At 63.7% G+C, this 14,857-nt stretch carries 20 protein-coding genes; 1 reads left to right on the top strand and 19 read right to left on the bottom strand.

The window, feature by feature from the left end:
* Positions 1–7 precede the first annotated feature (7 nt).
* From VUG52_RS18605 to VUG52_RS18690, 18 genes are all read right to left on the bottom strand, one after another.
* The gene (locus VUG52_RS18605) at positions 8–475 is read right to left on the bottom strand and encodes a phage tail assembly chaperone (RefSeq protein WP_331831867.1); all 468 of its coding nucleotides are present in this window, start codon (positions 473–475) and stop codon (positions 8–10) included.
* Positions 475–2,043, bottom strand: coding sequence for a phage tail protein (locus VUG52_RS18610; RefSeq protein WP_331831868.1), 1,569 nt, complete (start codon positions 2,041–2,043; stop codon positions 475–477). Before VUG52_RS18610 ends, VUG52_RS18605 begins: the two co-directional genes overlap by 1 nt.
* Positions 2,036–2,644: a phage tail protein I gene (locus VUG52_RS18615; RefSeq protein WP_331831869.1), complete on the bottom strand. Its 609-nt coding sequence runs from the start codon at positions 2,642–2,644 to the stop codon at positions 2,036–2,038. The genes VUG52_RS18610 and VUG52_RS18615 overlap by 8 nt, the downstream gene beginning before the upstream one ends.
* A 1-nt stretch (position 2,645) precedes the next feature.
* Positions 2,646–3,527 (bottom strand): baseplate assembly protein, encoded by an 882-nt coding sequence (locus tag VUG52_RS18620; protein ID WP_331831870.1) that lies wholly within the window; start codon positions 3,525–3,527, stop codon positions 2,646–2,648.
* The gene (locus tag VUG52_RS18625; protein ID WP_262950385.1) at positions 3,524–3,850 is read right to left on the bottom strand and encodes a GPW/gp25 family protein; all 327 of its coding nucleotides are present in this window, start codon (positions 3,848–3,850) and stop codon (positions 3,524–3,526) included. Before VUG52_RS18625 ends, VUG52_RS18620 begins: the two co-directional genes overlap by 4 nt.
* A 2-nt stretch (positions 3,851–3,852) precedes the next feature.
* On the bottom strand, positions 3,853–4,068 hold the full coding sequence (locus VUG52_RS18630) for a hypothetical protein (protein ID WP_331831871.1): 216 nt from the start codon (positions 4,066–4,068) through the stop codon (positions 3,853–3,855).
* A 44-nt stretch (positions 4,069–4,112) separates the two neighbouring features.
* Positions 4,113–4,694 (bottom strand): phage baseplate assembly protein V, encoded by a 582-nt coding sequence (locus VUG52_RS18635; RefSeq protein WP_331831872.1) that lies wholly within the window; start codon positions 4,692–4,694, stop codon positions 4,113–4,115.
* Entirely contained in the window at positions 4,691–5,203 is a 513-nt protein-coding gene (locus VUG52_RS18640; protein WP_331831873.1) for a hypothetical protein, read from the bottom strand. Before VUG52_RS18640 ends, VUG52_RS18635 begins: the two co-directional genes overlap by 4 nt.
* Complete coding sequence (locus VUG52_RS18645) at positions 5,196–5,858, bottom strand: hypothetical protein (protein ID WP_236180315.1); 663 nt, start codon at positions 5,856–5,858, stop codon at positions 5,196–5,198. The genes VUG52_RS18640 and VUG52_RS18645 overlap by 8 nt, the downstream gene beginning before the upstream one ends.
* On the bottom strand, positions 5,855–6,169 hold the full coding sequence (locus VUG52_RS18650) for a head-tail joining protein (RefSeq protein ID WP_331831874.1): 315 nt from the start codon (positions 6,167–6,169) through the stop codon (positions 5,855–5,857). Before VUG52_RS18650 ends, VUG52_RS18645 begins: the two co-directional genes overlap by 4 nt.
* A 2-nt stretch (positions 6,170–6,171) precedes the next feature.
* Positions 6,172–7,167, bottom strand: a complete 996-nt coding sequence (locus VUG52_RS18655) for a major capsid protein (protein ID WP_331831875.1) — start codon at positions 7,165–7,167, stop codon at positions 6,172–6,174.
* 61 nt (positions 7,168–7,228) lie between these two features.
* The gene (locus tag VUG52_RS18660; protein ID WP_258599027.1) at positions 7,229–7,576 is read right to left on the bottom strand and encodes a head decoration protein; all 348 of its coding nucleotides are present in this window, start codon (positions 7,574–7,576) and stop codon (positions 7,229–7,231) included.
* Positions 7,573–8,724 (bottom strand): head maturation protease, ClpP-related, encoded by a 1,152-nt coding sequence (locus VUG52_RS18665; RefSeq protein WP_331831876.1) that lies wholly within the window; start codon positions 8,722–8,724, stop codon positions 7,573–7,575. Before VUG52_RS18665 ends, VUG52_RS18660 begins: the two co-directional genes overlap by 4 nt.
* Entirely contained in the window at positions 8,721–10,202 is a 1,482-nt protein-coding gene (locus VUG52_RS18670) for a phage portal protein (RefSeq protein WP_331831877.1), read from the bottom strand. The genes VUG52_RS18665 and VUG52_RS18670 overlap by 4 nt, the downstream gene beginning before the upstream one ends.
* A complete protein-coding gene (locus tag VUG52_RS18675) occupies positions 10,199–10,405 on the bottom strand; it encodes a phage head-tail joining protein (RefSeq protein WP_056806607.1) in 207 nt (68 codons plus the stop codon). Before VUG52_RS18675 ends, VUG52_RS18670 begins: the two co-directional genes overlap by 4 nt.
* A gap of 1 nt (position 10,406) precedes the next feature.
* Entirely contained in the window at positions 10,407–12,449 is a 2,043-nt protein-coding gene (locus tag VUG52_RS18680; protein ID WP_331831878.1) for a phage terminase large subunit family protein, read from the bottom strand.
* A gap of 4 nt (positions 12,450–12,453) precedes the next feature.
* A complete protein-coding gene (locus tag VUG52_RS18685; RefSeq protein ID WP_331831879.1) occupies positions 12,454–13,035 on the bottom strand; it encodes a terminase small subunit in 582 nt (193 codons plus the stop codon).
* 160 nt (positions 13,036–13,195) lie between these two features.
* The gene (locus VUG52_RS18690; protein WP_331831880.1) at positions 13,196–13,543 is read right to left on the bottom strand and encodes a phage holin family protein; all 348 of its coding nucleotides are present in this window, start codon (positions 13,541–13,543) and stop codon (positions 13,196–13,198) included.
* A gap of 96 nt (positions 13,544–13,639) precedes the next feature.
* Here VUG52_RS18690 and VUG52_RS18695 point away from each other — a divergent pair, with 96 nt between their 5' ends.
* Positions 13,640–13,957, top strand: a complete 318-nt coding sequence (locus VUG52_RS18695; protein WP_331831881.1) for a hypothetical protein — start codon at positions 13,640–13,642, stop codon at positions 13,955–13,957.
* A gap of 158 nt (positions 13,958–14,115) precedes the next feature.
* Here VUG52_RS18695 and VUG52_RS18700 read toward each other — a convergent pair whose 3' ends face one another.
* Positions 14,116–14,664, bottom strand: a complete 549-nt coding sequence (locus VUG52_RS18700; RefSeq protein ID WP_331831882.1) for a hypothetical protein — start codon at positions 14,662–14,664, stop codon at positions 14,116–14,118.
* Positions 14,665–14,857 lie beyond the last annotated feature (193 nt).

A 14,857-nucleotide genomic window follows, 5' to 3' on the forward strand; every position in this document is an offset into this window, starting at 1 on the left:
CGGGACTTCAGGTCAGCAGGTCATCGAGCCAGGGCGGCGCGCTCGGCCGCTTGGCAACGCCGGGAAACGCCTGGCTTTCCGGCCACTGCCGAAGCGCGGCACGGTAGTGCTGCAACGCCAGATAATCTTCAGCAGACAGCGTGCAGGGCTGCACGAGCTCCAGCTCATCACGGTGTCGCGTCACTAGCGGGTCAGTTGCCAACAATTGGCGATCACGCCAACGCCGCTCGGTCTCGGCAAGTGCTTCACCCGTGGGCGGTGGCGGATCTCCCAGCACCGGCATTCCGTCATCACCCTTGACCACCACCTTGCCGGCAGCAAGCCCATTCTTGAGCATGATTGCTTGGGCCTCTGGCACTGCCACAGCGTCATCAGGAATGATGAAGTTGTATTCGGGCGAGTACCAGCCGGGCTCTGCGAAGCTGTAGAGCCAGGTGATTGCAGGCGACTCGACTGTTAGATCTTGAATGCCCATCAGTAACCCCATGCCCACCAGTTGATAGTTTGATTCACGCCGCCGCTCGTCGTGTTTATGTCTTGCGTCACGCGCAGCAGCTGGTTTGATAAAAGGGTTGCGTATGCAGTGGTGTTGCCCTGGATTGTCGCGGCGCTAGCCGCTACGCCCGCGAGAGCCCCGAGACCCACGTTGAACGCCAGCGGCAGTGTCACGTCCACCGCTGCGTCCGGCCCCACTAGCGTCGCCCCAAACTGGATGATCAAACCGCCAGGCACATCGGGTATGCGGATAAAGTCGTTCGCAGTAAACCCACGCTTGGGGAGCAGAGCACCGACAGCCTGCGTGATCAGATACTGAATATCCGTCCGGCTGAAGGTCTCGGACTTCGGAAACGCATCAGTAATGCCGTAACCGGCCAGCGTGGTCGACTTTGCGGCCTTTCCTGCAAGCGCATTGGCCATAGTCGCTGCGAAGTTAGGATCATCACCGAGCGCGGCGGCCAGCTCCCTCAGGGTATCCAGCGCTGCCGGCGACGACGCGACCAGTTTTGCGACAGCCTCCATAACGAACTTCGTATTAGCGGCCAGATCGCTGGAGTTACCGGCCACGACGTCCGGCACCCGAACAGGCCCGGTGAACGCAGCACCCGCCAAGTTGGCCTTGAGCGCCGGGGTGAAGTTTCCGTCATGCCACAACTCCCGCCAGGTACCGGCACCATTGGCCGCGACGCGCCGAACCCCATACCACTCATCAATCATGCCCGCGAGCATCTGGAACGAATACCTGTCGCCCGGATACTTGATATAGAAGCCGGCGCCGTAGCCGATCGCTGCGGGCTTGTCCGTGGTGCCATTCGTCACAGAGACGAACTGGGTGTCCGTCAGGTCAGTGAGAGCCCCCGCAACGACTGGCGCGTCGCCCAGCAGGCCGCCGGCGCCCTTTGACATTTTCAGCGCCAGCTTTGCGTCTGTTTGGGTCTGCGTGTAAGCGTCCAAAATGCCGTAGCCGCTCAGCGTCGTTGGATTCGCCCCCTGCTGAACGATGCCGCGCTCATCAATCGTTACCTTTGTGTAAGAACCTGCCACCTTGTTCTTGGGCAACACGCTCAATATCGCGGCGTCGACATATTCTCGAGTGGCCAGCACCACCGCCGGATCGATCTTGAGTTGCACGTTACTGGAGCTGCTGACAATCAGGTTCATGCGGACAACCTGAGTTCGCCCTGAGCCTTGGCTGAGCAGCGGTTTGTAGGTCGGCGCGCAGTTTGCGACAGCGACCATGTCACCGTCAGCGTCGTACAGCGCAATCTCGCGTATCCACTTTCCGCCTACATCGGCGGGAATGACCTGCTCGGCAATGATGATCGCGCTGTTCTTATCGTCCACCTTCAGCAGGTTCAGCGGCGCACGGCGCCATTCACTGATCAGGCTCGTCTGTGTGGCATTGGGAGTGGGGTCGGTGCCATTGGCATCACCCACGCCCATCTGGGTGATTTTCCACGGGATGCCCAAGGCATCCGCGTTGGCCTGTTTCGCCGCCCCCACGTTGGTGAGGATGGCGTAAAACTGTGAGTTCTGGTCAACCATGAGCAATGTCCAGGGTGTCGATTGTATGTTCACGGCCACCGCGCCCGATGGCACCGGTGACGACAATGTCGCGCTGCACGGGCGGATAGATGTCCAGTACGTCGCCTTCGCTCAGCGCCCCCGCCAAGTAGAAAGCACCACTGGTTTCAAGGCTGATCTGCAGTGCAGTGAGGTGCCGGCTTACCGGGCGCGCGTCATCCAGCAGCGAGGCCAGCTCTCGGTAGGTCTCCTCGTCGATGCCTCCGTCCGAGACGCCTATCTTCAAACCGAAAGTGCCCGGCCTGCCCAGCGGCCACTGCTGCCACCACTCGCTGACCTCGATCAGATAGCCGAACGGCTCGACCACCCGGCGAAGCGCGCCGATCGTGCCCTTGTGCGCATGCACGAAGAACGCGGAGCGGATCACCGACCGCTTGACCGCCTCCGACCAGGTGTCGTCCCAGCGGTCCACCGACCACGCCCAGGCCAGCTGGTACAGCAGGTGCGCCGGGCAGGTGTCGGGGTTGTACAGGGTCCGCAGGGGGATGTCGGTCAGCTCGTCCGTGGCGACCTCGACAGCGCGTTCCAGCTGGGTGCTGTTCACGGGGAGCAGACTTTTCATGTCAGCCACCCCATGCCACGTCGATCGCCTCGCACCACGCCGCCTGTTCCTTGGTAGGGCGAATGTCCGTCCACCCCACCAGCTCCACGCGACTCACTCCGTCAATGTGCAACTGGGCATCGATCCCGGACCGCGAGACCTCCAGGCCCAACCGACGCCGGGGATTTACCCAGGCCTGCAGCCGAGCCTTGCATGACGCCAGGATGGCTTCGTTCTCCGGCCCCGTACCGGCCTTGTATAACAGGGCCTCGACGCGGTACGGCAGGATCTCGGCGGGCTGGACCGTGAGCCGATCGGCCACCGGGCGCACGTCATCATCGCTCAGGTGTGCACGTACCGTCTCCAGTAGTTCCGGCGGGGCGTGGCCTGTGCCCTCCAGATCCAGCACCGTGACCACCACCTCGGCCGGGGCCGGGCTCTCGGCTGTCGCGTCCGCCACCCGGCCGGAGGCATTGCGCGCATGCAGGATGTAGCTGTTACGCGGGCCGGCAGTAGTCAGCCCCTCATAGACCAGCTGCACGCGCTCACGCAGCGCATCGTCTGCCTCGAGCACGCGCTCGACCGGAGGCACCGCATTCATGTCCTCGGCCTGCACCACCAGCCGCTGCAGGTTCACATTGGCGGCCAGCTGGTCCAGGTCCGCGCCGCGTGCATAGGCCAGCATCAAGGCCTTGGCCGCGTCGTTGACCCGCGCCCGGTTCTGCATTCGACGGTAGGCACCCAGCTCGAGGAGCTTGGTGATCGGGTCACTCTCGAGCAGCGCATCCCATTTGTCCCCCATGTACTGGCGAAAGCGTTGCAGCTCTTCGCCGTACACCCCTTCGAAATCAATGCTCTCCAGCACCTGCGGCGCCGGGAGCTGCGACAGATCCACTACGCTCATGCACTCACCTCCAAGACTGCGCTGTCGCCCAGGTACGTACCGGTCAGTTGCAGGTCGATCTTGCCGTCAATGACCGCAAGCACCCGCACCCGCTCCAGCTGCAGCCGCGGTTCCCATCGGCCCAGGGCACGGGCAACCTCGGCCTGCACCGCACTCTTCCAGCCCTCGTTCACCGGCAGGTCGACGTAGCGGCGCAACTGGCAACCGTACTCAGGGCGCATCCGGCGGCTGCCTACCGTGGTAGTGAGGATGTCCTCGATTGACTGCCGCAGGTGCCCCAGGCCGGCGACCGGCTGGCCCGTTCGACGATCCATGCCGATCACGGTCAGGCTTCCCTGAAGTCGGACCGGTTGCGCATGTAGGCCAGGCCCACCGCGTCCTCGCCGCTGATCGTGACCTGGCCCTGCACCACTTCAAGCTCCACCCAGTCGGGCAGGATCAACTTGCGGCGGGTGTACTCCTGATCGATGAAAGTCACCGGTCCGTGCGGTACCGGCGCCGCTTCGCTGCCCTCTTCAGGCTCTTTCTGTGTTCTGGCCATGCTTTCCTCCAGGCATGAAAAAGCCCGCACTAGGCGGGCTGTGGTCAGTGTTTGTGGTTTGCCGTGTTGCCGGCGGTGTCGATGATCCGGCCCCCGCCGTTGATGTCACCCGTGACCATCAGTGCTCCGTTGATCGTGACCGCGCCGGTCAGCGTGATCGTGTCACCCTGAGCGGTGATGCTCGAGGACTGGGCCGTGATGGCGTCGTCCGTCAGCACCGCCTGGGAGGCCCCGACCTTGACCGTGACCGTGCCGCTGGGCAGCTCGATCGTGTAGGTCTTGGCCTGCCAGTCGTAGACCAGGGAGCCACCGTCGTCGAAACGCCAGACCTCGACATGGCCGCGGTTGTCCGGCGCCGGGCCGGCGTTGCCGTACAGCCCTGGCACGAAAGTGCCCTGCGCAGGCTCGCCGCTGGGACTGATCAGCAAGCCCTGCTCTTCCAGGCTCGGCGCCCGCCAGTGGCGCGCCTTGCCGGCGGCCTGGCTGTGCCAGCGGACCCAGGCGCTGGTCCAGCCGCTGCCGTCCGACACCCGCACCATCGCGGCGACAAGGTCGACGGCGACCACCCGGCAGGGGATCACCAGGCTGGCCAGCATCCGGTCGTGCATGGCTGATGCGTAACTCATGACAGTTCCTCCGGGCTGACGGGCTCAGCGTACGGGCCGACCTTCAGCACCAGTGTGCCCGGTGGCTGCCTGGGCCATGGCCACTCTTCCTCGCCCAGGTAGATGATCTGGGTCCACTCCACCACCCAGACCGCGTAACCGTCCAACTCAGGCCGCGTCCAGTCCTGTGCTGCTCGGACGAACTTGGCCGGCTCGACCTCGATGCCCCATGTCTGTATACGCAGCAACACGGTCAACTGAGCCGCCGAGAACGCGGCGATACGGAGGCTAAAGTCTTCCTCCCCCGCGACAATAACGCGCGCCTCGAAGCGCGCCTCCACCCCAACCTCGCCAGTACCAGGGTCCGGCCCCGGCTCCCACTCGACCAACTCAATCACCACTGCGGGGATCGCAATCCGATCAAGCCGGTCAGGCATGGTGCCGACGTATTCCAATGCAGGCAGCGCCTCGGCGATGTGCGTCTCGATCGCGGCGTACAAGCGATCAAGTGGGATCGGATCCTCAGCCATTACCAACCCTCCCCAACAGTTTCTGCAGCTCGTAGTTGAGCTCTTGCCTCATGACCTCCAGCAGCCGCTGGTGGGCCTTCTGTGTCCACGACTCGAAGTGCGGCTTCACGTCTTCCAGCGAGATCATCGCCTTGGCCAGCGGGAAGCGGCTGCCGTTCTCGGCGATCCAGCCCGAGCTGGCACCGCCCTTCCCCGACACTTCGCTTGCCGGGTAGTCGCTTGCCTTGAAATGCTTGCTGGCCGTGCGGATCCAGATATCGGGGTTGCTCCCGTACACCGCCTTGTAGAAAGCCCCTTGGTAGCGGCGTCCTGCCACCGAGACCCCGTTGCGGGTTTGCCGGGGCCGACCCGCGCGGCTTGCTGCGATTGGGTCAAGGCCGAACCACAGCTTGCCGCGACCGTCACCGCCCACCGGATAGGCCCGCAGGCGCTGACGAACCGAGGCCACGGCGATCCGCTCCTGCACGGCGACTGCCCTACCCACGTGGGTGCGCAGCCAGCGCAGGGTCTTGTTGATCGCTCGACGCTGAGCTTTGGCGATGGCCTTGGGGGCCAGCGCCGCGAACGCATCAAACTGTGCGACCTGCTGGGGCAGCGCCTGTAAGGTGATCATCCCGGTACCGGAGGACACCTTGTGATAGCTGCCGACGCTCATACCGATTTCCTCAGCACCAGGGCCACCAGCCCGTCACCGCCTGGCTCGACGCTGGCAATCGTGTACGCGCCGCCGCCATCCTCGGCCGGCACGTCGATTTCTACCCGCTGCCGGGTTTCGACTCCGGCGTTGTCCTTCACACGGATGACTAGGTGCGGTTCGCGCAGGGCCGTGGTGATGCGGCCGAGCTTCGGCTGCAGCCAGGGCGCCGAGAACATCCCCAGCACCTCACGGCCCTCAATCCGCGCCGTGTCGCCCAGGACTTCGAACACGGTGTCGTCCACTTTGTCGATCAGGTCCCGGAAGGCCATGATCAGAGCGTCAGGCGGATTACTGCACGGGGACGAGTGCAGATGTGCAGCGGGTTGGATTGCGCCTCGCCGTCGACACCTTTGCCGAACGGCATCTCCTCGATCTTGCTGTAGTACGGCAGGCCTTCGGTGTTAACCGTCTCGATGTAGTCCGCTGGTGCGTAGATCGAAAGGAACAGATCTGAGACGCCCTCGGGCACCAGGCGGGCCTCGTCGTCGGCAACGTAGGCCTTGCCGCCTACCTTGCCGCGATAGCGCTCCCAGCTGATGCCGCCAAATTCGAACGACGCACGCCCGTCACCCCGCAGGGATGCGGCCTGCTCGCTGGCCTTGTAGGTCTCAACCACCGAATTGTGAGCGATCAGCTTCTTCCAGAACGTCTTGCCGCAGAAGGCACGTGCACCAGTGGTGGTGACGTTGCCGAGCGCGTCTTCCTGCATGTCCAGCGCATCGACGCACTGGGCCTGGACGTTGGCGTTCTGATCGTTGAGGCCCATCGACATCGTCTGCCGGGAAACACCAAAGGTTTTGTAGATGTCCAGCAGCACCGAGGTGCCGTCGGCGTCCAGCACCTGACCATTCACAGCACCCATGCGGTGATACTCATGGGTGGCGTCCAGCTGGCTGCGCACCTTGCTCAGGCGTTTGTTCACCACGGCCTGAACGGCCTGGAGCTCGGTGGTGGTACCAAACGCACGAATGCCCTGAATCTCGTCGGCCTTGATCGAGAAGCGCTGCGGCAGGTGGATGGTGTTGAACGGGATCAGCTTGCGCTTGCTGCCGCCGACCACAAGGCCAGAGGTCCCACGTTCACCTGCAGGAACCAAGGCCAGCGTATCGCCGTCCTTTTCGATCTGAACGGTCAGGGTCGGTACGCCCTCCTCGCGGAACAGGCCGAGGGCGGCCAGACGGCCCGGCACGTACTCCTGCTCGTTGATGGCAGCGGTCAGGGCCGCAACGCTGAAGGCATCGTCTTGAAAAATGGCAATCTCAGCCATGGGGTACTCCAGAAAGTAAGAACCCCGCACAAGGCGGGGCTGGGAGAAAGAGAAGGTCGGATCAGCGCAGGATGATGAACTGCTTCGCCAGGGACTTTTCGGCATCAGCATCGACGCCCGTCAGCAACGCCTCGGTGACCTCGGCCAGCCGCACGACAGCGCGCCCCCGGCGCGAGATGTCCGACTCACCGAGCGGGGCGAAAAGGATGCAAACGGCGTTTTCAGTACCGTCTTCAGCCGCAGGAGCGTAGGGGGCGAACTCGCCAGTTGCCGTGACCAGGCCGAGCAACTGCCCAGCAACCAGGGCCGGGCCGGCTGCGATGTTGATGGCTTCGCGGGAGATCTTCCCCGCGCCCTCAGAAAGCAGGAACTCACCGGCGTGGACCGGTTCCTGTTGGATGTTGCTCATGGTCGTGCTCCTTTGTTGGCGGCCTGCCGGCGGGCAGCCCAGATGCTGGATGGATTAGGGAGTTGCGCCTTCACCTTCTCTTGATCGTCGTCGGCCGGCGGCAACGAGTTATTGATCTCGAAGCCCTTGCCGGAGCTGACAATCTTCTCGAACAGCCGAGCACGCACCGCGTCAGCGTCCAGGCCGGCAGCGACGTACTCTTTGGTCAGCTCGGGCAACCGCGCGGCGACACAGAGATCGTGTACGCCCTTGGCATTCTTCAGCGCGGCCTGCACCGTGGTCGCGTCAGTCAGCTTGGTCGAAGCGATCAACGTTTCAGCCAGATTGCCGATACCGGCCTTGGCGCAGCCCTGGGTGATCATCAGCGCCAGCGCCGTGGAGTCGGCGACGTCAGGCTTGGTCGGCGCAGGCGGCTTTGCTGGATCACCTGCCGGCGGCTTGCCAGCCAACTGATCGAGCAACGGCTGCGGGGTTTTCTGGTACCGGGCCATGGCCGCGCCATTGCCCAGACAGGCCCGCACCTGCACGCCGCTGCCGATCTCATCGACCAGCCCGAGGTCGAGGGCCTCTTGCGCCGTGAGCCAGCTCTCATCGTTGACCAGGCGCCGCAGCTCGGCTTCGTCAATCTCGGGCGACTTGGCCTTGTAAGCCGCGATGATCACTTCGAACGCCTGGTCGAGCACATCGGCCACCCGACGCAGCTCGTCGGCGTCACCTTCGATCCAGGTGTAAGGGTTGTGAATCATGAGAATCGCGTTCGACGCCATCACCACCCGGTGAGCGCCGCACACCGCAACGCTACCTGCGCTGGCCGCCAAGGCATCGATCCGGGCGGTGCAGCGCTCGCCCAGGCGGGCCAGCGCGTTATGGATGGCCACACCCTCGAACAGGTCGCCGCCGTTGGTGTTGAAGGCCACGTGCACCGGCGAGACACCGTCATCAATCGCCTTCAGATCGCGGAGGAACTGGTTGGCGGTGATGCCCCAACCACCGATCTCGCCATAGATGTAGATCTCGATCGGCGCTGGCTCGGTGTCAGCAGCGCCATCAGCCTTGGTCGCGGCGCTGATGCGGTACCAGTGCTGCTCGTTTTCCGGTTGCGGCGCGGGCGCCTTGTTGAAGATGCGGAGCGGTTTCAAGGGGGTCATGGCTTCTCCTTCTCGTCGGGATCATCATCGACCGCCGACAACGTGCTGTACTTGATACCCAGGGCCTGCGCCCGGGCGAGATCGGCGGCGTTCTCTTCGTCCACCACCTCGGCATCGGTACCGTTGCGCAAGCAGGTCTCGCTGCGCGTGGTGAAGCCGGCAGCGATTTCCATCTGCCGGGACTGGACATCTTGAACCGGGTGGATGTAGGCCCAGCCTTGCGGCACCCAGCGGGTCCGACAGTACTCGCGGCGACGCAGCGAGTAGTCGGGCAGGTCGAGCCCCCCGGCCAGGACGGCCATGTCCAACCAGGCTTGCCGCACAGGACGGCACAACTGGTGGACGTAGACCTGGAACTGGAGCTGCTCCAGCCGGCGTCGGAACTCGGTCAGCACCACACGGATCGCGCGGTCGTTCACGCCCTGCATGTCGCCAGTCATCAACTCGTACGGCAAGCCGGTGCCAGCAGCAGCAGCCATCAGTTGCTGCCGCATGAAGTCGCGGTAGTTGTTGCCCGCGTCCGGTGGGTCAGAGAACTCGATCTCCTCGCCTGCTCCCAGCTCCTGCACCGTGCCGGGCTCCAGCCCCACCATGGGGGTGAAGCCGTCTCGGTCGAGGTCGAGGGGCGCACCAGTGAGGGGGTCGAGCTGTGGCCGCCCCTCCGGCGCGGGTTTGCGCACGAAGCCTGCGAACAGGTTGGCCACTTCCTGCCGGAACAGCACCGCATCGTCGAAGTTGTCCAGGCTGCGTAAGCGCTTCAGGACCGGCGCCAGGCGCGGCACACCGCGCAGCTGACCTGGCTCCAACGGTTCGAAGACGTGCAGCATCTGCTCGGCCGGGACGCGTACCAACTGGTTGTAGCCTACGTTCAGCGAGGACTTGTCGCTGGGGTGGACCCGATAACACCAGTACGCCACCCGCCGGCCCATACCGTTGAACTCGATCCCGGCGCGGATGACGTTGCCGAAGCGGGTCACCTCGAACTTGTCGTGGGGAACGAACTCCGGCGCCAGGCACTGCAGCTGCAGCGGCACGGCGTATCCATCCTCCAACCGGCGCGGACGCAGGCGGATGAAGCACTCGCCCGACTGCTCCACGGTCCGAGCCACAAGGGCCTGCAGGCCGTAGAAGTCGGTGAGCTGATCGGCATCAGCCTCATCGACCCAGTCCTCCCACAGCATCTGCATTGCCTTGCGTAGCTCTTTGTCGGCGAGCTGGGGATGCGGCGTGATGCCGGTTCCGATCAGGTTGCTGACCCGCTTGTCTATGACGTTGGCCGCGTAGGGGTCATTGCGCACCGCGCTGCGGGAGCGGGAACGCAGGTTGCGCAAGGCCGGCATGATCAGGCTGTTTACGCCAGTGTCCGGCGCGTCCCACCCCGATGAGCGCCGTCCCTCGGCGGCGCCTTCGTAGCTGGCCTTGATCCGCTCGGGCACCAAAATGCCTGAACGTCCGAGGGACATGTAACGTCCGCTCACAGTCCCTTGCCCCCATGGTAGAGGCGAGTCACGCGCGAGCGCGGCCCGGCGGCCTTCACCAGTTCGGACTGGATCAGGTCGCGAGCCTTGATCAACTCGTCGACCGTTCGATACTCGACAGTGCGGTCCGAGTACCGAACGATCTTTTCACCACGCGCGATCGCACGCTCGACGGTGGCGAGGTCTGCTTTTGTATAAGCCATGTCAGCGTCTCTTCAGGTATCCGCTGCTGGAGCTGCGGCGTTGCATGGGTTGAGGCGCGGCCCTCGGGGCCGGCTGTGGCGGGGGCGGATCGGGGCGCCTGACCGGAGCCGGCGCAGCTGGTGGCGGCGGATCGTCTTCGTCCTGGCCGTCGGGCGCTGACTCGTTGGCCTGGGGCCGGGCTGGCTGCTGCTCGCTTTGATCGAACAGGCTGGCCTGCGCAAGGGCCTGCCTCAGCTTGTCCCAGTCGTGTTCGCCGTACCGGTGCAGGCCGAGGAAGTTGGCCATTGCCAGGTTGTACACCATGAGGTCCAGCGCCTCGTTGCGCTCGGCCTTGCTCTTGACCCACTCGATCCGCTTGTAGCCCTTCACGTAGCGGGCGATCTTGCGTTCAGCCACGCACTGCTGGAAGAACTCATCCGGCAGGTCCTTGGCGAAGTGCAGCGCGCCCGGCCCCTTCTCGAAGCTGTAGCGGTTGTAGATCCAGTCCTTGGCCGTGTCGGTACCGACGATCCAGAGCTCGGCGCCGTTGCGCTCGGTCTGGCCCTTCCAGGTGACGTCCACCTGCGACGGGCGCTGGGCGATCACAGGCCGCCCCGGCTTGCTCGCCCCCTTGAGCGCGAACACGTTGCGCCAACGGCGCACGCGGGTGAACTGGTAGACCTCGTGGGTGTGGTGGCCGCCGGAGTCGATTCCGGTGGCCAGGATCGCCAGGCTTACACCGCAAGGGTGGCGGTAGCGGATCTTGAGCCGGTCATCGAGCAACGCCCAGGTGCGCTCGTCGGCCGGGTCGCCAGGGATCACCTGGTGATCAACCACCCAGCGCTCCATGCCGGCGCCCCACGCCATGACCATCAGCTCAAGGCGGTTGGCCTGGACATCGACGGATGCCGTCAGCGCAAGCGCCCCCACAGGTAAGGTGCCCAGCACGTAGTCTTCCTGAAGCGCACGGGCCTGCAGCACCTCAGCCTTGGTCTGCTCGATCGCGCTATCCCAGACCTCGGCCAGACGGGTGTTGTAGAACACCTGCATGGGTTCAAGGTCGCCGCGGTCCTGGGCACGCTTGGCCTCCTCGAACTCGCGAGCCAGCATGGCCCAGGAATGCCAGCCCAGCGGGGCATACAGCGCGTTGAGGTGGAAACTCACCGTCTCACCGTCGCCTTGGGCATGGGCTCGCCACTCGCCCTTGGCCAGCATGTCGGCCTTGTGATGCTCTTCGATCAGCACATCACACTCAGCACCTTCGCACTGGTAGTGCACCCTGCTGAAGTCCGGCGAGTACAGCAGGCGATCCCACTTCAGGACCTGCATGTGCCCGCAGGTCGGGCATGGCACGTAGTAGTGCCGCTGATCCCCCATCATGAACAGATCGTCGATCCGTGAGGCGCCCTTGATGAGCGGGGAGCTGGAGAAATAGAACTTAGCGTTGCGGCCGAAGGTACTGCCCCGCGCCTCGGCCAGCTTGATCGGGTCGCCCTCTTGATCGACGTCGACGTCCCAGCGGTCGACCTCATCGCCATACACGTAGCGGGCGGACAGCTCCGACAGGTTGGCAGCCGAGCCAGCGGTGGTGGCGTACAGCGTGCCGCCCTCGAACTCTTTGGTGTCCATCGTGTTGCGTGCATCCCTGGAACGGTTAGCCGCCACGCGCGCCTTGAGTTCTGGCGTTGCGTCGATCGTCTTGCCAATCCGCGAGGACACCCGCTTGGCCAGGGCCAGGCTGGGCAGCAGGGTCAGGATGTTGGAAGGCGCCATGTGGATCAGTGCGCCGATCCAGTTCAGGGCGATCTGGGTTTTCATCAGCTGCGATGCGACCTTGGTCACCACCCGTTTGCAGGGATGGGCAGGCGACAGGCAGCGCATGGGTTCGCGGGCATACGGGGTACGCGCGGTGCGGTACTTGCCGGGCTCGGCGGCGCCGGTATCACGCGGGATCCGCATGTACTCGTCCGCCCACTCGTCTACCCACAGCTCGGGGTCAGGCGTCAGCCCTCGGCAATACGCTTCGCGGTACACCTTGGCACCGTCTGCGTATCCGGTGGGCATAGGCTCAGCTCTGTGTGATGGCTCGGTCGAGGTCGGCACTACTCATCTTGTTGACCTCGGTGAAAACGCGGCGGAACGCGGTGGCAAGGTGCTTCTCGATGTCCCATGGATCGTCCATCCCCACCAGCTCGGCAGCGAGCTGGGGTGCAAGGCCGAAGAACTGGTCGCGAAGCATCCGGCCTACGGCGTAGGCCGCGTCTTCCACCGCCTTGCGCTCGACCAAGTCGCCCTGGACCTTGTGGAACTCGGCCTCGGCCAGCTGCGCCAGGTAGAACTCGCGATGGGCTTTCGACCGCTGGAAGTTGTGGCCACTGCCCGGCGCCGGATCCGGCTGCTGCACCGCAGGTGTGTCGCGGCCTGGCTGGAGCTGGCTGCGCACGTCGCGTTCTATCCGGGCTTCTTCATGCCGGGCCGCGACCGGCGCCTTGGCTGGATCCGCCGATTCGGCCAGCAGCAGCTCGGTGGCTTCGACGTCGACCTTGCCGTCGGCAGTCAGCACCAGGCGTTCTTGCTTGACCAGTTTGGAAACGTAGGATTTCGACCATCCATTGCGGGCGGCGAACTCCGATTTCGTCAGATGGGTCATGTCGAAAAGTCCAGTTCACCCAATGAATTCAGGGGGTTAACCAGTTCACCGCAGTTCACTAAGCGGGTGAACCGTCCGCTAACAAAGAATCGCGGGTTCCCGGTCCCGTACCCCGGCAATATCGCCAGGGTCCCCGGCCACACCCAGTATTCCGGCCGGGTCACTGACCTGCCTCGGTGCCAGCTGGCGGCACCTGCGCCAGCCCCAGCCGCTTGGCAGCCCAACGCTCGTAGAGGTTGATCGCCACATCGGCGCCGGCCATCGCGGTGAGGCATCCGACCGCAGCCGACATCCACACCGAGACGCCGAGGGCGTACAGCAGCATGTTGGCTGAAAGGCCGCAGGTAACGCAGGCACCTGAACGCAGCGCGAGGCGACGAACCAGCCCCCAGCCCCGAGCACCTGCTTTGTCAGCCCGCCACATCTCACCCGACACCCCGCCGACCAAGGACAGTACGATCACCATCCATATCGGCATTTCAGCGAGCGCTTGCTGTTCACTGGTCATTCATTTCTACCTTTAAGCGAGATTTTGAAGTGGGGTTTTGAGTTGAGGCAAGCCCATGGCAGCCATATGCTGCGTCATCAAACTAGGAGTAATGCGATGGATATGAAGATCGTTGCTTATGCAGGGCTAATCGTGGCCGTCATCAGCCTTTTGATGACCTACATCAAGCTAGCGCCCCCCGAGGTAAAACGACTGAAACGGATCGTCTTTCGCATCTGGGTGCTTGTATCACTGGCATTTTTGACTCAGGCCTACGCCCGAGATCTGTATCAGATGATCCAACCAGGACAACCAATAAACCTCGAGACGATTGCTATTGGGCATGGCTTGATGTTTGGCCTGATCTCATTCGCAGTCATCCTTCCAATCATCGTCTTACACTGGCGGACAGTGGACAGAGCTGAAGGGCAATAGCAAATCAGGTGGAGAGAACCCCACCGGCCGGTAGGGTTCTAGAGGGAGTGCGCGATTGGGCGGGAGCCCTTAAGCGCACTTGTCATATCGTGGCGCCTTTTTACATGCCACCGGAAAAACCGAAAAGGGGCAATTATCGGTACGCCACAATGTGGTCGCTATGTAGCATCCATGTTGCAGGCAAGTTGCATAGTGACCCGACGAACGGTAGGCAAGCGTACCCGCCCTGCCCTTGCCCCAAGGATGGCCAGCACCTGCAAGTGCAGCGCTTTCACCCAGTTGCGATAGGTGCGATCCGCGTCCTCGGCCAGCCCTACTTCGCGCATTTGCTCACGCACCGTCACACCGTGCAGGTAGCGCAGCTCGGCCAGCTTTGCCAACGTGGCGCCCCGAGCATCACGCCGCGCCAGTTCCGCCACTGCAGCGTCGACCTCGGCGGCGGCATGGTCGAGGCCCGCACCCGACACCAAAATGCGCGCCCCCGACGATCCCATGCGCGGCGCCGCCCCTTTCCACTCCATGATCGTGCCCATCTGGCTGCCCAAGCTCGCGTCCAGCCCCAGCTTCCCGCGCTGCTCCCCCCAGTGACGCATCAGTTCGCCCACCAGGCGCAGACGCTCGACCGGGTCGATCAGTGCTGACATATCCATCCGGTGCTGCGCCAATCGCACCAGGAGCTGAAGGCGCATTCCATGGTCCATCGTCATCACCATTCCTCCGAAATCAGCACCCAACACATATTTAGCCAACCCAACACAAACTCAACACACTCAAACCCCAATAAATTCAATGGATTGGAAACATGTGTGTTTAGTGTGTTGGGTGTGTTGGGTTTTTCAGGGGTCGCATAGAGATTCATCCGCCCTTCGATCCCAGCGCTTGAAGAAGATCGCATGCGCG

The organism is Pseudomonas sp. LH21, assembly GCF_036549575.1.
GTDB lineage: Bacteria > Pseudomonadota > Gammaproteobacteria > Pseudomonadales > Pseudomonadaceae > Aquipseudomonas > Aquipseudomonas peradeniyensis.